This is a genomic window from Petrotoga sp. HWHPT.55.6.3 (genome assembly GCF_002895495.1).
GTDB classification, from domain to species: domain Bacteria; phylum Thermotogota; class Thermotogae; order Petrotogales; family Petrotogaceae; genus Petrotoga; species Petrotoga mobilis.
In genome coordinates, this window is the sequence record NZ_AZRJ01000033.1 from 1 (window position 1) to 19514 (window position 19514).

Consider the following 19514-nt stretch of genomic DNA (forward strand, 5'->3'; position numbering starts at 1 on the left):
TTTAAAACAGTACCGGTTATTTTATTTTTACTATTTTTATTTTTTTACCCGACAGATTTTTCTTGTGCAGCTTCAGCTTCTTTTTCAGGTTGAACAACTTCGTAATTTTGATCCGCGTACAACTTCAAACCTGTTCCTGCTGGGATAGGTTGTCCTACTATCACGTTTTCTTTTAATCCTTTCAACCTATCTACTTTACCTTCTATAGCTGCCTCTGTTAGTATTTGTACAGTTTGCTGGAATGAAGCAGCTGAAAGCCATCCTTCCCTTTCTAAAGAAGCCTTTGTGATTCTTAACAACCTACGTTCATATTTTATCGTATCTTTTGGATTTATAAGATATTTTTTGGATGTGCCTACTAGATGAGTTTTACCATCTTCAGTTGTAATCTCTTTATATTCTTCATATACTTCAATCTCTTTAATGTTTGTTTCGATAATTTGGTTTAAAATTTCTTCAGTTATCTCTGTTCCTTGTTCAAAGATCTTATCTTCTTCCTCTTCTTCATCCTCGGCAGGAATTATAACCCTCTTTGCCAATTTTTTACCAACTACTAATTCTCTGTTTTCTGTTATATAGGAGTTTTCTTCCAATATTTCCTCGTTGATTTTCTGCACCTTACCATAACTTACTAAATCTCCCGGCATGAAGTCGGTATCTCCACCGTCTATAATTTCCACTTTGTTGATCATCTGTCTAATTATTATTTCAAAGTGTTTATCATGTATGTCAACACCTTGTTCAGCATATATTTTCTTTATTTCACTTAGCAAATAATTTGCCAAAGGTCCTACTCCCAATTCTTTGAGTATATTTCTGGGTTTTATATTCCCGGTTGTTAACCTTTGACCCGCTAGTACTTTATCTCCTTCTTCTACAACTGCTTTCGTCCTATAATCAGCTTCATAACTTTCCAATTCTCCATCTGAATTTTCGATTATTATCTTTAATCTTCTTCCTCTCTTGTTTTCAGTATCTCTTTCAATGGCTCTTACTATGCCTTTTGTCTTCGAAAATTCACCTTCAGGTCCTTTTGTCTTTTTTCTTGCTTCAAACAATTCTTCAGCTCTTGGTAACCCTTGGGTTATATCCGAAGTAGTGGCTATACCACCAGTATGGAATGTTCTCATAGTTAACTGCGTACCTGGTTCACCTATGGATTGTGCAGCAATTATTCCTACAGCTTCTCCTCTATTGACTAATTTGTAATTCGAAAGATCCATTCCATAACACTTTGCACAAAGACCATTTTCAGACTCGCATGTAAGAGGCGATCTTATGAAAATAGATGGCCTAACAGTAACCGTTTTTATGCCATGTTTTTCGAGAACTTTAGAAACCTTTAAGTCTATTCTTTCTTGGTATTTAAGCAAAGTAACTGTTTTTCCATCAATTTCAACTTTAAGATCTTCTCCAGAGTAAACATAGTCTACTGCAGTATATTCTTTAACATCTAATTTTTGTATGCCGTGCAAGAATGCTTCTTCTATGGCTTCTTCTGTGATTTCTTCACCTTTTTTGATTAATACCTTACCTTCTACTTGCACATCTTCTAATGATTCTAAGTAGGAATCTTTTGGCATATCTTCAATTTTTATCGTTTTTTCCTTCGATACAGGAATTTCTTTTACATAATTTGCCAAGAATTGGGCGTCTTTCTCTTTTAAGATTATTCCTCTTTCATATTTTTTATCTGCTTGGGGATTAAAAATTACTTCCTTTGTTTCAGGATCCAAAACATCTTTAGCTAAAACTCTACCAAATAAGAAGTCTGAAAGATTTTCAATTTTTGAATCGTCAGCCCAAAGCTCTCTTGCTTCAATACCTTTATCTGTTCCACAATCTTCTTCTGTGATAGTTATGCTTTGAGCAACATCTACGAGTCTTCTAGTTAAGTAACCCGCTGTCGATGTTCTTAAAGCTGTATCAGCTGATCCCTTTCTTGAACCGTGTGTTGAGGTAAAAAATTCTAATTCTGATAACCCATTTTTAAAGTTTGAAGTGATAGGAACTTCAATTATTTTTCCAGATGGATCAGCCATCAATCCTCTCATACCTGCTAATTGTTTCAATTGATCTATGTTACCCCTTGCACCAGATTCGATCATCATCCAAATTGGATTGAAAGTGTATTTTCTATACGTTTTCGCTGTTTCTTCTGTAACTTTGGCAGTGGCGCTTTCCCAAATCTTAATTATTTCTTTGTATCTTTCATTATCCGTCAAATAACCTTCTTCATAAAGCGATTCGATTCTGAGAACTTCTCCTTTAGATTCTTCTATTAATTCCTCCCTTTTAGGAGAAACTAATACATCACGTATAGATATGGTTAATCCAGATAATGTTGCATAATGGAAACCAAAATCTTTAATACTATCTAAAAGATCCGCGGTTCTATCTATTCCATGTTTTTCAAAAGTGTTAAATATCAGCTCTTTTAGATTCTTTTTATCCATTTTTTGTGTGTAGTCTCTTAAATCTTCTGGTACTTCTTCGTTAAAAATTATTTTTCCGATAGTCGTTTTAAGGATACTACCATCTTTATATCTAAACGCAACTGGTTCATGAAGGGGTAAATCGGATTTTTTCCATATCAATTTTCCATCTTGAAGATATATATCTGAATCCACTATTTTTAGGTATTCATAAGCATATGTAGCTTCCAAATCTTCGGAGAATATGTGTTTTACATACCCATTCTTTCCCAATTCAGAAACTTTGGTAGGCACCTTTAGATTTTTGAACTTCTCATCTTCATGCATGGTTAAATAATACGCACCAGCAATTATATCTTTTCCTGGCATCGACAATGGTTTGCCGTTCGCAGGCGAGATAATATTATATCTTGATAACATTAAAAATTTTGACTCTGCTTGGGCTATATTGGAAAGGGGAATATGTATAGCCATCTGATCACCGTCAAAATCAGCATTAAACGGTGGACAAACCAAAGGATGTAACCTTATGGCGTTTCCTTCTATTAGTTTTGGAATAAAAGCTTGAATAGATACCCTATGTAGGGTAGGTGCCCTGTTTAGGAGAACAGGATGCCCTTTTATAACCTCTTCCAAAACTTCCCAAGCCTCAGGCATTTCCTTTTCTATTATAGTTTTTTTGAATTTTCTGGCACTTTTACTTGCCACGTTTGAATCTCTTAACAGCTCTGCAAGAACGAAAGGTTTAAATAGTTCTAAAGCCATCTTTTTTGGTAATCCACATTCATGAATCTTAAGATCAGGTCCAACAGCGATTACAGCTCTACCGGAGTAATCAACCCTTTTACCTAAAAGGTTCCTTCTAAATCTACCTTTTTTACCTTTCAACAAATCTGTGAGTGATCTTAATGGCCTTCTATTTCTGTCAGTCATTGGTTTACCAACACGTCCATTGTAGAAAAGTGAATCCACAGCTTGTTGAAGTATTCTTTTTTCGTTTCTTACGATAATTTCCGGTGCTTCCATTTCTAATAACTTTCTTAAACGGTTGTTTCTATTTATTACTTTTCTATATAAGTCGTTTAAATCAGTAGCAGCAAACCTTCCTCCATCAATTTGTATTAAAGGTCTCAAATCGGGTGGTATAACGGGTATAATATTTGTAATTAGCCATTCAGGTTGATTGCCAGATTTGATAAAATCCTTAACTAGTTTCAGTCTTCTTAATATTTTTACACTCTTCTGACTTTTTCTATCCAATTTTTCTAATTCGGATTCTAATCGAGCTTTTAATACTTCAAGATCGATCTTCGTTAACAATTTTTGAATAGCTTCAGCACCGTAACCATACTCAAATTTTTCATATCTATTTATTTGAAATATCTTTTCAGTTCCATCTTCTTCCTTTGCAACTAAATCTTTTACACCAAATTCTTGAAGTTCATTTAACACTTCTTGAGTGATCTTTGTTCCCTTTTCAAATTTCTTTTCGGGAAATTCGATTTCCGATACTAATTCTTTGTCAATTACGTTTTCTCTTTCTTCCTTAATCTTTGAGTTTAGTACCTTCATTACTTCTTCATAGGCTCTTGCTTCATCTTCTAGTAAAATATCTCCTATTTTTTTATCTATTCTCTTTGCAAATCTCTTATCTATGTCTGTGATAACTACAATCGGTGTATCCCGCTCAATATCTCTTTCAACTTCTATGGAACCTGGATAGTATTCTAAGAATAAGGAGTACTCCTTCTGGGTTAGATAATCTTCTTCAAACAAAAATCTATCTGCTAAAGGTGTTCCTTTTTCAACCTCTTGTCCATTCTCTACCATTATTGATGAACCTTCAAAAACGGGATACTTTCTTTCAACGCCGGTATCATCTCTTATTATTATCCAATTCAATTCTCTTTCCGTATGTGTTAGTTCTGATTTTATTTCTACCTTTCCATCTATATCGGCTACGGGCATACCCTTAACTGAAACTATTTTTACAGCAGGTTCTACCCTTAAATCTAAATATTCATCGTATATTTCATACTCTCTTTGATACAATATTTCTCCAGGTAAATATCCCAAATTTTCATTTTCAGGACCAGGAAGCGTTAAATAAGCTCTTTCAATAACTCTTTTTGAACCGTAGTAAATGATATTTTCTAAATCTTTCACACCAATGTTTAGAATGATGGAAAGAATAGATGGAGAAGACTTTAAATACCAAATATGAGAAATAGGTGTTGCCAATTCTATATGACCTATCTTTCTTCTCCTAGCTTCTTTGGATTCAACCTTTACACCACATCTTTCACATACTGTTCCTTCATACTTTTTCCCTTTATACTTGCCACAAGCACATTCGTAATCTTTTACGGGACCAAATATCTTTTCGCAGAATAAACCATCTTTTTCAGGTTTACCTGTTCTGTGATTTAAAGTTTCTGGTTTTTTAACTTCACCATTTGATGCTTCCAATATACTTTGAGGAGAAGCTATACCTATTTTTATCTTAGCAATCTTTCTTTGAAAGGAAGAAACATTTGCCAATTGAAATCCCTCCTTGAGGGTACATTTTTATTTTACTCTCCGTCAACGTTGAAACTTAGATTCAAGTTATCAATTAGAGTCTGTCAACATCTAGCTCATTCCCATCTTCATCGTAAAGTTTTATATCCAACATTAGTCCTTGTAATTCTTTTGTTAAAACTTTAAAACTTTCAGGAATCCCCGGTTCGGGAAGATTTTCTCCTTTTAATATTGCTTTGTAAACTTCATTCCTACCTTTAATATCATCAGATTTATAAGTTAACATTTCGTTTAGGGTATGAGCAGCTCCATGCGCTTCTAGAGCCCATACCTCCATTTCCCCAAATCTCTGTCCACCAAAATGGGCTTTACCACCTAATGGTTGTTGGTGAATTAATGAATACGGACCCGTCGATCTTGCATGAATTTTATCTTTTGCTATATGGGACAATTTCAACATATACATGGATCCTACCGCCACTGGAAAATCGAATGGTTCACCTGTTCGACCATCTCTAAGAACAATTTTACCGTTGGGCTGATCAGGATCATCGCCTAAATATAACTCGTGTTCTTCTCTTACTTTAGATAATTCATCCATGATTTCAGATTCAGTCGCACCATCAAAAATAGGTGTGGCGTAGTAATCGTTAGTTAACATCGATAGCCACCCTAAATGAAGTTCCAAAACTTGTCCTATATTCATCCTTGACGGAACTCCTAGAGGTGAAAGCAACATTTGCAAAGGTGTTCCATCTGGTAGGAATGGCATATCTTCTTTGTTCAAAATGGTTGAAATAACACCTTTGTTTCCATGCCTACCCGCTAATTTATCTCCAACTTGTAGTGTCTTTTTTGTAGCTATGAAAACTTTAACGTATTTATTTACGCCGATTTCTAAAGAAGGAATATCTTTCCTGTCAAAGATCTGAACGTCTATAACCCTTCCCTCAATTCCATGAGGAACCGTTAGAGATGAATCTTTAATGTCTCTACCTTTATCACCAAACACGGATTTAATAAGCTTTTCTTCGGGAGTAGTATCTGATTCTCCTCTTGGGGTAACTTTTCCTACCAGGATATCCCCAGAAGATACGTAAGAACCAATTTTAACTATACCTTCTTCATCTAAATTCCTTAAAAGTTCTTTTTTGACATTTGGAATATCTGCAGTTATTTCTTCGGGACCCAATTGAGTATCCATAGCTTTCGTTTCAAAAACTTCTATGTGTATCGATGTAAAGGCATCGTTTTCTAATAATTCTTGACTAACTACTATTGCGTCTTCAAAGTTGTATCCTTCCCACGGAAGAAAACCAATGAAAATATTTCTCCCAAGAGCTAGCTCTCCCATATCCATGGAAGGGCCATCCGCTATGGCTTGCCCTTTTGTCACTACATCTCCAACGTTAACAATAGGAACTTGGTTTATACACATGTCTTGGTTCGATCTAACATATTTTAATAAAGTGTATTCATCTTTTAAGGGTTCGTCATTGGAATCTTTTAGAACGTTATTCTCTTCGTCCAATCTAGTGATTACAATTTTTCTTCCATCCACATAATCAACAATACCTTTATGTTTTGCCATTATCAAATAGCCTGAGTCTCTCGCTGCTAACCATTCTACTCCTGTACCAACAAAAGGAGCTTGAGGTCTAAGAAGAGGAACGGCCTGCCTTTGCATGTTTGACCCCATTAAAGCTCTGTTTGCATCATCGTGCTCTAAAAATGGAATAAGAGCAGCTGATACAGAGGCGATCTGTTTTGGGGTGACTGATATATATTCAATCTCATCTTTATGGAATAAACTGACTTTTCCTAAATATCTAGCTTCGATGTACTCTTCTACTAAAGAACCATCTTCCCCAATTTCGGCGGAAGCAGGGGCAATTCTATAAAGTTCTTCCTCGTCAGCACTCAAATATACTATATTGTTTAAATCAACTTTTGCATGCTTTACCCTGTAATAAGGAGTTTTCAAAAATCCATATTCATCGACTTTAGCTAAAATTGCCATAGAAGTGATTAATCCAATATTCGCACCTTCAGGGGTCTCGATAGGACACATCCTTCCATAATGAGAATGGTGGACATCCCTTACTTCAAATTTAGCATGTTCTCTTTTCAAACCTCCAGGACCTATTGCTGATAGCCTTCTCTTATGAGTTAGCTCAGCTAAAGGATTCACCTGATCTAAGAATTGCGATAATTGACTAGATGCAAAGAATTGGTGAAAGGCAGTCATTATTGATCTGGAATTTATAAGGGATTGAGGACTTATTTTATTAATTGATTGAACACCTGCAAGTTTTTCAGGAGCATGCTGAATCATTTTAGAAAAAGCTCGTTCAAATTCGATTTGCATGAGTTCTCCAACCGATCTCACTCTTTTATTACCCAAATGATCTCTTGTGTCAAGTCCTTCAATATTTTCCTTAACATGCAGCAAGTATCTGGCGGACAAGATGATGTCTAACTTGTCAACAGCAAAAGTTTTAATAGGATATTTTATTTTGTCTTCCATATCTTCAGAAATATCCTTTTTTTCAACCTCTCGTAAATAATCAATATAAGCTTTTCTCAATTTTACCTGAATTTTCTGTCTTCCAATCTGCGAAAAATCGAATTTATCAGGATTGAAGTACATATCTTCTATTTCTTCTTTGGCCTTCTGCGCCCTTGGAATTTCAGTAGGTTTTAATTTCGAAAAAATTTCTTTGTAAGCTTCTAGAGAAGTCAATCTTTCTTCTTTTTCATATCTTTTTTTCATCTTTTCTAACGTTATTTCTGCGACCAGATGAGCTACTGTTACACTCTTAATTTCATATTTTTTCAGCAGTTCCAAGACTTCGTATAATTTCATACCGTAAGTTGATTTTCTTGGGGGATCCATATCATCTAATTCCTGGAACGATAAGTCCGACAACACAGTACAATTGTTATAATTTGACAGTTCGACTTCATCATCTAAATCAATTTCCTTGGGGAATAATCGTAATATATCCAAATCATTCTCGTATCCCAATGCCCTTAAAAAAAGGAAAAAATTGAATTTTCTTTTTCTGTCTATTCTGACCTGAAGAACCTCTTTACCTGGATTAGGGTTGTAAAGTATCTCCAACCAAGCCCCTTTAATGGGTAAAAAGTGAGCTATAAACATTTCTTTAGAAGTATCTGTCTCTTCTTCTTTTATAAAATACACCCCAGGGGATCTGACGAGTTGGTTAACTATTACCCTTTCTGCTCCATTGACAATAAATATACCTCTTTCAGTCATATAAGGGATGTTACACAAGAATATATCGTCTTTTTCTATCATCTCACCTGTTGCTGAATCAGTTATCCTAACTTTTAAATAAGCTTTACCAGCATAAGTTAATCCCTTGTCCCTACATTCATTCTCACTAAAAGACGAGTCTTCAAACTTTACATCCACAAAATCAATCAAAAATTCTTTGTTTTTCTTCCCACTCGCTTTAACGGGTATCTTTATTGGCATATATCTTTTAATGCTTTCCATAATCTTTTTATCTAAAAAATCCCTAAAAGAATCTTTTTGAATTTTCACTAAATCCTCGTATATTTCAGTTTTCTCTGGAACTTTCCCAAAAAACTTTCTTTCTCTCCTACCTACTTCTCTTACGACCGTATTCAAAGGAACCACCTCGGTATTTAGTCAAAATAGAATTGATGAAAAATAAGTGAAAAATCGCATTAGACAAATGTCCAATGCGAACTAAATTATAACTTTTTTTCATGAAGAAGAGGTTAAAAAAAGACTTCAACTTAATTTCGAATTCGACTTATTTTAATTCTACTTCGGCTCCCGCTTCTTCAAGTTTTTTCTTAATTTCTTCGGCTTCTTCCTTTGGAACACCTTCTTTTATAACTGCGTCTGGGGTTCCAGCTTTTTCAACGAGATCTTTAGCTTCTTTTAAACCTAAATTTGTAATTTCTCTTACAACCTTTATTACACCGATTTTTTTGTCTCCAAAACCTTTCAAAACCACTTTAAAATCCGTTTTTTCTTCTTCTTGTTGTGCCGGAGAAGCACCTGCTACACCTGGTACAGCTGCCATTACGGGAGCTGCTGCAGAAACTCCAAATTCATCCTCGAGCGCTTTCACTAATTCAGCCAATTCTCCTACGGTCATATTTTTAATTTCGTTGATAAGTTCCTCTTTTGTCATATTCCTACACCTCCAAACTTATTTTTTTTCTTTAATTGCGTTTATTACGTACACCACTTTTCTTAAATTACCTGATAAAGCATTTACCAATCCTGAAATAGGACTATTAAGAGACCTTACAACAGTAGCGTAAAGTTCTTGTTTTGAAGGCAGTTTAGCATACTCTTCTGCTTTGGCTGCATCAAAAATCTTTCCTTCTAAAACCCCACCTTTTATAAAAGGTTTGTTATTATGAGATTCAGAAAATTTTTTTACAGCTTTTAAAACATCAACTGGATCTGACTCCTCAGCATATATAACTCCAGTACTACCTTCAAAAAATTTTTCAAAGTCTTCCAACTCTTTATTAGCTAATTTAACAGCTGTTTTTAACAAAGAAGTACGATAGACAGTGAAAACAACATCCTTTCCAAAATTCTTATATAGTTCTAACCTGAAGTCGTTAGACTCTAATACAGACATTCCAGAAAAATCAACGAACAAAATAACAGGCGAAGACTCCAAAGCATAAATAAAACTGTCTATTAAAGACTTTTTGCGTTCTTTAGTTAACAAAAAATAACACCTCCTTAAATAAAAAAGCCGCAATGGGTAGCGGCTAAAAGAAACAAAAATTATTCCTTTATCCGCGTACCTCGGTAGGCGAGATTTCGCCTCTTTAACCCATTAAAGACCTACTTTCATTGGCACGCAATCTGTTATTACTTTTAAATACTTTCTTTTAAGCAACTGATGATAAAGATAAGGAGCTTAAATCGATATTAATACCGGGTCCCATTGTGGAAGCTATAACAGCTTTTCTAATAAATTTTCCCTTTGAATTTTCTGGCTTCATCTTCGTTAACTGGTCAAAAGCGGAAATTAAGTTTTCTTTTAAATCATCTTTATCGAAAGAAACCTTACCTATAGGAATGTGTATGTTTCCTGTTCTGTCATTTCTAACTTCAACCTTACCGGCTTTAAATTCTTTAACCGCTTGCGCTACGTCGTCGGTTACCGTTCCTGCTTTTGGAGATGGCATAAGACCTCGTGGACCTAGCACTTTTCCAAGTCTTCCTATTTTCCTCATGATATCGGGAGTAGCAATTGCCACATCAAAATCGGTCCAGCCTTCGTTGTTTATTTTTTCAATTAAATCATCGGAGCCAACAAAATCAGCGCCTGCTTGCTTAGCCTGAGCAGCTTTTTCTCCCTCTGCAAAAACTAAAACTCTCACATTTTTACCTGTTCCTTTAGGCAGAGAAACCGTACCTCTAACGTTTTGATCTCCTTTTTTTGGATCTATTCCTAAAAGCACATGGAGTTCCACAGTACCATCAAATTTTGTGTAAGAAGTCTTTTTTACTAAATCTAACGCTTCATCGATATCATAATTTTTTTGTTTATTTACAAGTTTTAAAACTTCCTTATACTTTTTTCCATGTTTTGGCATAATCCTCTCCTCCCTTCTTAATCTTCAATTTCTATACCCATACTTCTTGCGGTGCCGGCAATAATTTTCATCGCAGCATCCAAATCCTTGGCGTTAAGATCTTGCATCTTGGTTTCAGCAATCTCTCGGAGCTGCTTCCTTTTAATCTTGCCGACAACCTCCTTGCTTGGCTCCTTAGCGCCAGATTTAAGACCAGCGGCTTTTTTTACCAAAAAAGAAGCGGGAGGAGTTTTTACTATAAACGTGAAAGATCGGTCTTCAAAAACAGATATTTCTACTGGTAACAATGTACCTGCTTGATCTGCAGTAGCAGCGTTGAACTTCTTACAAAATTCCATCAAATTTACACCATATTGCCCCAGTGCTGGTCCTACAGGTGGAGCTGGTGTAGCTTTTCCGGCTTCCAATTGCAATTTTACAACCCTCAAAAGCTTTTTTGCCATAAATTCTTAACCTCCTTGTGGTAAAATGGGAAAATCCCTCCCACATTTTGTTTAATCGATGATCTTTTCAATTTCTCCTAAAGATAACGTTACTGTAGTTTCACGTCCAAACATAGTGACTACAACTTGTACTTCTTGTTTCTCTAAATCGAAATCTTTAATTTTACCTGTAAAATATTCAAAAGGACCATTTATAATCTTGACATGTTCTCCCAATTCGAAATCGGTTCTAACTTCTTTGACTTGCCTTTTTTGATAAGCTTCTTCACCCATCACTCTAAGAACAAATCTTACCTCGTTTTTATTCAATTTTACAGGTTTTCCGCCTATATTTAAGATAGTAGATACATAAGGCAAATTGCTAACTAATTCCTCAGTTTCTTTAATGTACATCATTTCGACAAAAACATAACCGGGAAATAAATTTTTCTTTTTTGTTTTTATAATCTTTATCTCTTTGTGAAAAGGGGTCTCTCTGATGTCAATGCTTCCTGAAAACTTTGCCTTATACTCTTTAGGCTCACACAATTTATCGCCTATTTGAACCTTACTTCCAATTTTAAATTTCTCATGGATAAAGGTTTCTCTGGGCAATAAGTAGATACTATTTTCTTTCGACTCGTTTTCAACGACTACTCTTTTAACTTTTTCAACGGCTACAATTTCTCCGTCCACATCACTCTTATATTCGAGATTTTTACTGAACGGAGTCTCCGAACGAACTTTTTTCCCAGCTTTTAATCCCGCTAATAAACCTGCACTCTCAGGTATCAGAAAAGTCTTTGAATACTTTTTCCCTTCTGTCTCAACTAAAATCTTACGAAAATTTTTTATGTCTACTATCTTTCCTGAAGTTTTTGCGTATATTTCTGGCTCTCTTGCTAAAATATCTCCTTTTTTTACATCCTTACCCTTTTTAACAAAGATCTGAGCTTCTTTTTCAATGTAGACTTTTTGCACTCTTTTATTACTATAATTCAATTCATCAACTTCGGGTATTATTATTTTTCCAAAATACTTTTCATACCCTAAATTCTTTATTCTCTCTTCGAGAGTTTCTTTAACTTTATTTTCCATTCCTGAATAAACTTGTAGTACATACCATTCTTTTCGCATCTTATATTATTCTCACCACATCTCATTCAACAAATTTATGCGTCTCGAATCAAATGATTATTGAGTAGGTACTCCGCTTCCTCTTAAGAAAACCGGATAAACTAACCATGAAAACAGTTGTAAAAGTCCAAAATCAACAGCAAAAAGATAAACTGCAAAGATTGCTATAACAATCAACACAACCAAAGTAGAATTTAACAACTCTTTTCTGGTGGGCCAATTAATTTTCTTTGCCTCTTGCCAAACGGAAGTTAAAAAAATCCAAAATTTAGACATTTATAAACACTCCCCTATTGTTATGAAAAATACACAACTAAATTTTCGATTCCACATGAAGAGTATGTTTTCTACAATGAGGACAGTACTTTTTTAATTCGATTTTTTCTTTGTAATTTCTATTTTTCTTTTTATAATAGTTTCTATTATTACACTCTGTACATTTCAAAGAAAATTCTATAATTTGGGATTTAGCCGCCACTGTTATCACCTCTTTCTGTGATGAATTAAAATACAAATGGTGGTGAGGGAAGGATTCGAACCTTCGAAGGCAGTCTGCCAGCGGATTTACAGTCCGCCCCCTTTGGCCGCTCGGGCACCTCACCATGAAATTCAAAAAAACGTTGGAGCCGATGAAGGGACTTGAACCCCCAACCTGCTGATTACAAGTCAGCCGCTCTGCCAGTTGAGCTACATCGGCAACCAGTTATTTACCAACTGAAGTTGATTATATCAAACCAAAAAAACGTTGTCAATGGATTTTAAGTTAAAAATATATTAAATTGTACTTTAAGTTGGTTGACATCTGTTATCAAAAAATCCAATAACAAAGAATTTATCTTTACATATTTTGTTTTTAACAATATTCATGGTAAAATAATATTGAAGTGAAAGTATAAAAAATGGCTAATAATAATATTTCTATATAAAGCGACGCGAACTAATCGGTAGTTTCTGTTGCTTAGATGTACGGTAAAGGAGGAGAGTAGACATGTTTGATAATTTTACTGAAAGAGCTGCGAAAGTTTTTATTGAGGCTCAAAATGAAGCAAAACAGATGGGACATCCCTATGTTGGGACAGAACACATTTTATTAGGATTGTTGAAAGTTGGAGGAGGCCATTTAGATACCGTATTTGAAGAATTTAATTTGTACTATAATTCTATAAAGATGGAAATAACAAATGTTGTTGGTACGAATTCAACACAGGGAATAATAGGTTCTCCACAACCAACTCCTAGAGCAAAAAGAATATTAGAGTTGGCATATGATGAATCTGAGCTTATGGGTTTCAATAAGATAGATGCGGAACATCTTCTTTTAGGCATTTGTAGGGAAGCCGAAGGGATAGCCTCTCATATATTGAAACGTTCAGGAATAAATCTAACTTTGATGAGAAAAGAATTAACGGATATGATGATTAAGGGTAGATCAACCGGGAGGATGGAGATTGCTAAAACTGAAGAGTTAGAAGAAAGAAAGCGTCAAAAACAAAATGCGCTAAAACAGCTCGAAGAATACGGAACTGATTTAACTGCTCAAGCTGAGAGCCGCAAACTGGATCCTATAATTGGAAGAGAAATAGAAATTAATCGCATAATGGAAATATTAGCGAGACGAAAAAAGAACAATCCTGTTTTGATTGGTGAGGCAGGTGTAGGTAAAAGTGCGGTGGTCGAGGGTCTGGCACAAAGAATTGTTGAAGGCCGAGTACCTGAAATATTAAAAAATAAAACTATTTTTTCCTTAGATATTACCTCAATAGTAGCGGGAACAAAATATCGTGGAGAATTTGAGAAACGAATGAAAAAATTGATGCAGATATTACAAAAGACTGAAGATATTATTCTTTTTATCGACGAATTGCATATGATTGTAGAGGCTGGTGCGGCTGAAGGTTCTTCCATGGACGCAGCCAATGTATTAAAACCGGCTTTAGCAAACGGAGAAATAACCGTAATAGGGTCCACCACAGCAAATGAGTACAGGAAATTCATCGAAAAAGATCCAGCCCTCGAAAGACGTTTCCAAAAGATATATGTAACTGAACCAACTATCGAAGAAACTATAAATATATTATCTGGAATCAAATTCAAATACGAGGAACATCACAAAGTCAAATATAACCATGGTGCAATTCAATCAGCTGTTCAACTCTCGGTAAGGTATATTACAGATAGACACCTACCAGATAAAGCGATAGATGTTATCGATGAAGCCGGAGCTAAAGCCCGTTTAAGTGCTCTAACGCTCCCTGATAAATTAAAAATTCAATATGAAAAGATTGCAGATATCGAAAGTAAAAGAAACGATCCCAATTCTAAAGAAAACGTTGAAGAAAAACTAAAAAAGATGAAAGAAAAGTATGAAGAAGAATATTCAAAATGGAGATCTGAAGCAGAAAATAAAATAATTCAAATAACCGAAGAGGATATAGCTGAAATAATATCTAATTGGACTGGTGTTCCGCTCAGACAGTTGCGTGCAGAAGAGATGGAAAAATTATTGAATTTAGAGGCTGTCTTACACGAACGAGTGGTAGGACAGGATGAAGCAATAAAATCAGTTGCAAAAGCTATAAGAAGAGCGCGAAGTGGATTAAAAGACCCTAGAAGACCAACAGGTGTATTTATGTTTTTAGGCCCGACCGGTGTTGGGAAAACTGAACTAGCTAAGACTCTAGCAACTTATCTTTTTGGAAACGAAACGCATTTAGTAAGAATAGATATGAGTGAATACATGGAAAAATTCAGTGTCTCCAGACTTGTGGGTGCTCCCCCGGGGTATGTCGGCTACGATGAAGGTGGGCAATTAACAGAAATAGTAAGAAGAAGACCTTATTCCGTAATTTTGCTGGACGAAATAGAAAAAGCTCATACAGACGTATACAATATTTTGTTGCAAATAATGGATGAAGGAAGATTGACTGATTCTCAAGGGAGAACGGTTGACTTTAGAAACACAATAATTATTATGACCTCTAACCTCGGTTCTGAACAGATTAGCAAAACTAAAAGAAGCTTAGGTTTTGTAGAAGAAGGTACAATAGAAAGCGAATACAAAGATATCAAAGAACAGGTGATGTCTGCGGTAAAGGCGGCATTCAAACCTGAATTCATAAACAGATTAGATGATGTCATTGTATTTCACCCGCTCACTAAAAATCAACTTAAAAATATTATATCTATTCAACTTAGCGACCTAAAAAGCCGATTGGAAGAAAGGAATCTTACATTATCCGTGAAAGAAAGTGCCATTGATTTCTTACTGGAAAAGGGTTATGATTCTGTCTTTGGAGCTAGGCCATTGAAAAGAGCTATACAAAGATATATTGAAGATCCTTTGTCCGAAGAATTATTAAAAGGAAAATATGAAGAAGGAGATAAGATATTAGTTACTCACCAAAAATCTAAAGAAAGTCTTTCTTTTAGAAGAGTTCCTAAGGATAAGAAGCAAATGGAAAAGAAAGTGGTCAATAGTTGAGAAAATCTGAGAAACACTATGTCTGCAGTAATTGTGGCTATGAATCCGATAAATGGTTCGCAAAATGTCCTATGTGTAATGAATTAGAATCCGCGGTAGAATATAATACCGCGGATGTTACTATTGATACTGGAAATATTAAAGTTCCAGACATAGTCTTTCTTGATCAAGAACTTCTTCCGGCGAAAAAAATACCTACTAATTTTCAAGAAATTGATAATGTGTTAAACGGTGGGTTAGTGGAGGGTGCGGTCTATTTGTTGAGTGGCGATCCTGGTATTGGAAAAAGCACATTATTGGCACAAATCGCAAAGTCTATTCAGACAGCTGAAGGATACATATTCTATGTTTCTGGTGAAGAATCTACAGAACAAGTAGTTCAAAGATTCAATCGACTAGAAATAAAAAATAAAAATATAGGATTGATATTTGAAAACAATGTGAATGTTATACTTAATGCTTTAGAAAAGTCTAATATGAAATCTTCTGTTATTTTCATAGATTCTGTTCAAACCTTAAAGATAGACAGTATTGATTCCTCACCTGGTAGTATTCTACAAGTAAGGGAAAGTACTAGAAAGATGGTAGAATACGCTAAAAAAAAGAATATCCCTGTAGTACTGGTAGGTCATGTAAACAAAGAAGGAGCTATTGCCGGTCCAAAAGTGTTGGAACACATGGTAGATTGTGTTCTTCAAATGGAATTGGAAGGTGGATCTGGACTAAGGCTTTTAAAAGTAACCAAAAACCGATACGGTCCTACAGATGAAGTTGTTTTATTTGAAATAACCCAAAAAGGCTTAAAACCAATAGATAATATAAATTCTTTTTTCTTATCTGATTATTCAAATGAATCGGGTAACACTTTAACTATAGTAAAAGTTGGTCAAAAATTGCTTCCAATAGAGATACAAGCTTTAGTCAGTAACCCGGTATACGGGTCCCCTAGAAGGGTTACTTCTGGTATACCGTTAGATAGACTTTTAATGATAATTGCAGTACTTTCCAAGAAGTTGAAGCTCCCATTGGAAAGTAAAGATATATTTGTCAGCAGTGCAGGAGGTCTAAGGATCAATGACAGTTCTATGGATGTTGCTATCGCTTTATCTTTAATCTCCTCTATATTCGATACCCCACTTTCTTCTTCAACGATAGCCTTTGGAGAAATAGGTTTAGATGGGAGAATAAGAGGTATTCCTCTTTTAGAAAAAAGATTGGAGCTTTCACAGAAAATTGGTTTTAATAATATAGTTATTCCAAAAAATCTTTCCCCTAGAAAAAACTCTATTATAGTTGCAGAAAGTGTAAAAGATTTGATAAAATTATTCAAAAAAGGGGGATAAAATTTTGAATGAGAAATTAGAAAGAATTTTTGAATTGTTGGCTCCGGGAAAGCCTATTAGAAAAGGTATAGACAGGATAATGGAAGCAAATTTGGGGGCTTTGTTGTTTTTTTGCTCACAACCTGAAAAGCACCTTAAAGAAGGTCTAATACAGTTAGGCTTTAGAGTTGATTCGGATTTTTTACCTGAAAAAATTTATGAACTTTCAAAAATGGATGGGGCTATTGTTTTAAACAGTGATGGAACTCAAATTCTTGCAGCGAATGCACAACTTAATCCCGATAAGAGCATACCTAGTTCAGAAACCGGCATGAGACACAAAACTGCAGAAAAAGTGTCTATTCAAACGGGAGATTTAACAGTCGCAGTTTCTAAAAGAAGAAATATTGTTTCAGTGTATTATAATAAAATGAAATACGAACTTCTACCTGAAAATGTTTTATTTGCTAGATTAAATCAAGAAATTACCATTGCACAAAGATATAGACAAAGCTTTATGAACCTTTTAGACTATCTGAACATCGAAGAGACAAGGGGAAATGTAAGTCTCTCTGACGTTGTTGAGATACTTTCCAAAGGTTTACTAACGATAAAAATTGTACAACGAGCTGAAAAATATTTATTAGAATTAGGAGAAATCGCTGGAAGTGCAAAATTAGAATACGAAGAAATCTTAAGGACAGTCCCTAAGTATGTGGGTGCTGTTATAATGGATTACAGCTCAGAAAACTTAAAGTATCAAAGACCCGAAGATGCGACAAGCATATTCAAAGAATTAGACTTTAACGATTTGGTCGATCCCTTCAAAATAGCAAAAACTTTAGGTTATATTGATGTTTCATCTGAAGACGATCTGGAAGAAACAGCTTTAACATCAAGAGGCTACAGAATCCTTTATTCTACTAAGTTACCAACTTCTGCGGTAAAAAAAGTTGTGGAAAGTTTTAAAAACCTTCAAGAATTAATGAACGCCACTTTTGAAGAATTAACAGATATAAGTGGAATCGGCAAAAGAAGGGCGGAAATAATCTTGGGAACATTGAATAAAAAGAAAAGAGAAAAAGAGGAAATAGAAGAGGAAACTGCACAAATAATAAGCAAAGAAAAGAAGTAATAACACTATTAATAGTTTTTCAATTTAATATTGTAAAAACATCACAATTTTAGAGGTGAAGAAATATAACAACTTTAGCAAGAAACAAAAAAGCTACTCACGATTATGAAATAATAGAAACCTTTGAAGCAGGGATTTCTTTATTGGGCACAGAAGTAAAATCCAGCAAAGCTGGAAAAATCAATTTCAAGGATAGTTTCTGTAAAATAGAAAAAGGCGAATTGATTTTATATAATGTTCACATCAGCCCTTATTCAGGGGCATCTATATTTAATCACGATCCAGAAAGACCTAGAAAACTTTTACTTCATAAAAAAGAAATAAGGCGTTTGCAATCTAAAGTTCAACAGGAAGGCTTGACGATGATTCCGCTCGAAATCTATACTAACAATAAAGGGCTGATAAAAGTTAAAATCGCTTTGGCTAAAGGATTGAAAAAATACGATAAGCGTGAAAAGATTGCAGAAAAAGAGTATGAAAGGAGAATTAGAAAACAACAAAAATATGAAAATATCTGAAAAAATCTCACCAGCAATATCAATTAAGGGATTAACAAAAAGATTCGGGAAAACGGTTGCGGTTGATAACGTTGATCTAGAAATTAACGAAGGAGAGATTTTTGGACTTATAGGTCCCAATGGTGCAGGCAAATCCACCATTATGAAGACTATTTCCACGCTTTTAAACCCTTCACAAGGAAAAGTGGAAATACTCGGAAAAGATCTTTCGAAAAACAAACCAAACCTTAGAAAAGTGATCTCTTTAGTCTCTGATTACTCTGTATTGGAAAATGATTTAACCCCCTATGAAAATTTAAAATTGTTTTCTTTAGCCTCAAATATCGAAGATAGTGATAAAAAAATTAACGAATTTTTTCATAGTTTTGGATTGGAAAAATATAAAAACAAATTAACTAAAAACCTTTCTTCTGGCAACAAGCAGAAGCTGAATATAGCTAGGGCATTATTAAAATCTCCAAAAATACTTTTGTTGGATGAACCAACAAATGCCATAGATGTAGAATCCTCAAGATTTATAAGACGTTATATACTGAACGAAAACATCAAAAATGGAACCACAATAGTGATAACATCCCATTATTTATGGGAAGTTGAACAATTAGCTACAAGTGTGGGGATAATCATAGATGGAAAAATTGTTATCAAAGACAATATAGAAAATATTTATAAAAGGTTCGATTCTATAATTAATATTTATGAACTCACTTTTGAAGAAAAAGACCATGAAAAAATATTAACCTATTTAAAAGATCTCTCTGATGTTTTGGCAATAAAACCCTTATCCAAAGAAAAATTAATAATCGATTCAAAAGATAGTACCTTTACAATGAATAATTTCAAAGTGTCGATAAGAAAATTACGTCCAACTTTGGAAGACATATATTCTTATATAATATCCACCCCAAATCAATGATAG

The 19514-nt window shown here is 34.5% G+C and carries 13 protein-coding genes, 2 tRNA genes, 2 pseudogenes and 1 other annotated feature; of the genes and pseudogenes, 5 read left to right on the forward strand and 12 right to left on the reverse strand.

Features of this window, described 5'->3' with window-relative positions; translation table 11 throughout:
• Positions 1-44: 44 nt before the first annotated feature.
• The 12 genes and pseudogenes from X926_RS08500 to X926_RS08550 all read right to left on the reverse strand — a co-directional run.
• Positions 45-3866 (reverse strand): annotated as a pseudogene (locus tag X926_RS08500) (DNA-directed RNA polymerase subunit beta'); the annotation flags it as partial.
• 696 nt (positions 3867-4562) lie between these two features.
• Positions 4563-4976, reverse strand: a pseudogene (locus tag X926_RS10470) (hypothetical protein); the annotation flags it as partial.
• Between the two features lie 73 nt (positions 4977-5049).
• Positions 5050-8613: a DNA-directed RNA polymerase subunit beta gene (locus X926_RS08505; RefSeq protein WP_103065774.1), complete on the reverse strand. Its 3564-nt coding sequence runs from the start codon at positions 8611-8613 to the stop codon at positions 5050-5052.
• 148 nt (positions 8614-8761) lie between these two features.
• Entirely contained in the window at positions 8762-9148 is a 387-nt protein-coding gene (gene rplL, locus X926_RS08510) for a 50S ribosomal protein L7/L12 (protein WP_103065775.1), read from the reverse strand.
• 18 nt (positions 9149-9166) lie between these two features.
• On the reverse strand, positions 9167-9703 hold the full coding sequence (gene rplJ, locus X926_RS08515; protein WP_012208206.1) for a 50S ribosomal protein L10: 537 nt from the start codon (positions 9701-9703) through the stop codon (positions 9167-9169).
• Between the two features lie 11 nt (positions 9704-9714).
• Positions 9715-9853 (reverse strand) — a sequence feature (ribosomal protein L10 leader region).
• 16 nt (positions 9854-9869) lie between these two features.
• Positions 9870-10580, reverse strand: a complete 711-nt coding sequence (rplA, locus tag X926_RS08520) for a 50S ribosomal protein L1 (protein ID WP_103065776.1) — start codon at positions 10578-10580, stop codon at positions 9870-9872.
• Between the two features lie 17 nt (positions 10581-10597).
• Positions 10598-11023: a 50S ribosomal protein L11 gene (gene rplK / locus X926_RS08525; RefSeq protein WP_012208208.1), complete on the reverse strand. Its 426-nt coding sequence runs from the start codon at positions 11021-11023 to the stop codon at positions 10598-10600.
• A 51-nt stretch (positions 11024-11074) separates the two neighbouring features.
• Positions 11075-12139, reverse strand: coding sequence for a transcription termination/antitermination NusG family protein (locus X926_RS08530; protein ID WP_103065777.1), 1065 nt, complete (start codon positions 12137-12139; stop codon positions 11075-11077).
• A gap of 57 nt (positions 12140-12196) precedes the next feature.
• On the reverse strand, positions 12197-12415 hold the full coding sequence (secE, locus tag X926_RS08535) for a preprotein translocase subunit SecE (RefSeq protein ID WP_012208210.1): 219 nt from the start codon (positions 12413-12415) through the stop codon (positions 12197-12199).
• 37 nt (positions 12416-12452) lie between these two features.
• Positions 12453-12626, reverse strand: coding sequence for a 50S ribosomal protein L33 (gene rpmG, locus X926_RS10475; protein WP_369973690.1), 174 nt, complete (start codon positions 12624-12626; stop codon positions 12453-12455).
• Between the two features lie 28 nt (positions 12627-12654).
• Positions 12655-12741: transfer RNA gene (locus X926_RS08545), tRNA-Tyr, on the reverse strand.
• Positions 12742-12760: 19 nt separating this feature from the next.
• Positions 12761-12836, reverse strand: a tRNA-Thr gene (locus tag X926_RS08550).
• 291 nt (positions 12837-13127) lie between these two features.
• Here X926_RS08550 and X926_RS08555 point away from each other — a divergent pair.
• The 5 genes from X926_RS08555 (at position 13128) to X926_RS08575 (ending at position 19511) form a co-directional block, all read left to right on the forward strand.
• On the forward strand, positions 13128-15620 hold the full coding sequence (locus X926_RS08555) for an ATP-dependent Clp protease ATP-binding subunit (protein WP_103065778.1): 2493 nt from the start codon (positions 13128-13130) through the stop codon (positions 15618-15620).
• A complete protein-coding gene (gene radA, locus X926_RS08560; RefSeq protein WP_103065779.1) occupies positions 15617-16963 on the forward strand; it encodes a DNA repair protein RadA in 1347 nt (448 codons plus the stop codon). Before X926_RS08555 ends, radA begins: the two co-directional genes overlap by 4 nt.
• Before the next feature lie 4 nt (positions 16964-16967).
• Complete coding sequence (gene disA, locus X926_RS08565) at positions 16968-18077, forward strand: DNA integrity scanning diadenylate cyclase DisA (protein WP_012208214.1); 1110 nt, start codon at positions 16968-16970, stop codon at positions 18075-18077.
• Positions 18078-18142: 65 nt separating this feature from the next.
• Positions 18143-18595: an SsrA-binding protein SmpB gene (gene smpB / locus X926_RS08570; protein ID WP_012208215.1), complete on the forward strand. Its 453-nt coding sequence runs from the start codon at positions 18143-18145 to the stop codon at positions 18593-18595.
• The gene (locus X926_RS08575) at positions 18552-19511 is read left to right on the forward strand and encodes an ABC transporter ATP-binding protein (protein WP_233186722.1); all 960 of its coding nucleotides are present in this window, start codon (positions 18552-18554) and stop codon (positions 19509-19511) included. The genes smpB and X926_RS08575 overlap by 44 nt, the downstream gene beginning before the upstream one ends.
• Positions 19512-19514 lie beyond the last annotated feature (3 nt).

Bases quoted from the DNA above. Each gene is read 5' to 3' on its own strand.
- rplL (WP_103065775.1), bottom strand. From the start codon at position 9,148: ATGACAAAAGAGGAACTTATCAACGAAATTAAAAATATGACCGTAGGA.
- rplA (WP_103065776.1), bottom strand. From the start codon at position 10,580: ATGCCAAAACATGGAAAAAAGTATAAGGAAGTTTTAAAACTTGTAAAT.
- rplK (WP_012208208.1), bottom strand. From the start codon at position 11,023: ATGGCAAAAAAGCTTTTGAGGGTTGTAAAATTGCAATTGGAAGCCGGA.
- X926_RS08530 (WP_103065777.1), bottom strand. From the start codon at position 12,139: ATGCGAAAAGAATGGTATGTACTACAAGTTTATTCAGGAATGGAAAAT.
- secE (WP_012208210.1), bottom strand. From the start codon at position 12,415: ATGTCTAAATTTTGGATTTTTTTAACTTCCGTTTGGCAAGAGGCAAAG.
- X926_RS08555 (WP_103065778.1), top strand. From the start codon at position 13,128: ATGTTTGATAATTTTACTGAAAGAGCTGCGAAAGTTTTTATTGAGGCT.
- X926_RS08575 (WP_233186722.1), top strand. From the start codon at position 18,552: ATGAAAGGAGAATTAGAAAACAACAAAAATATGAAAATATCTGAAAAA.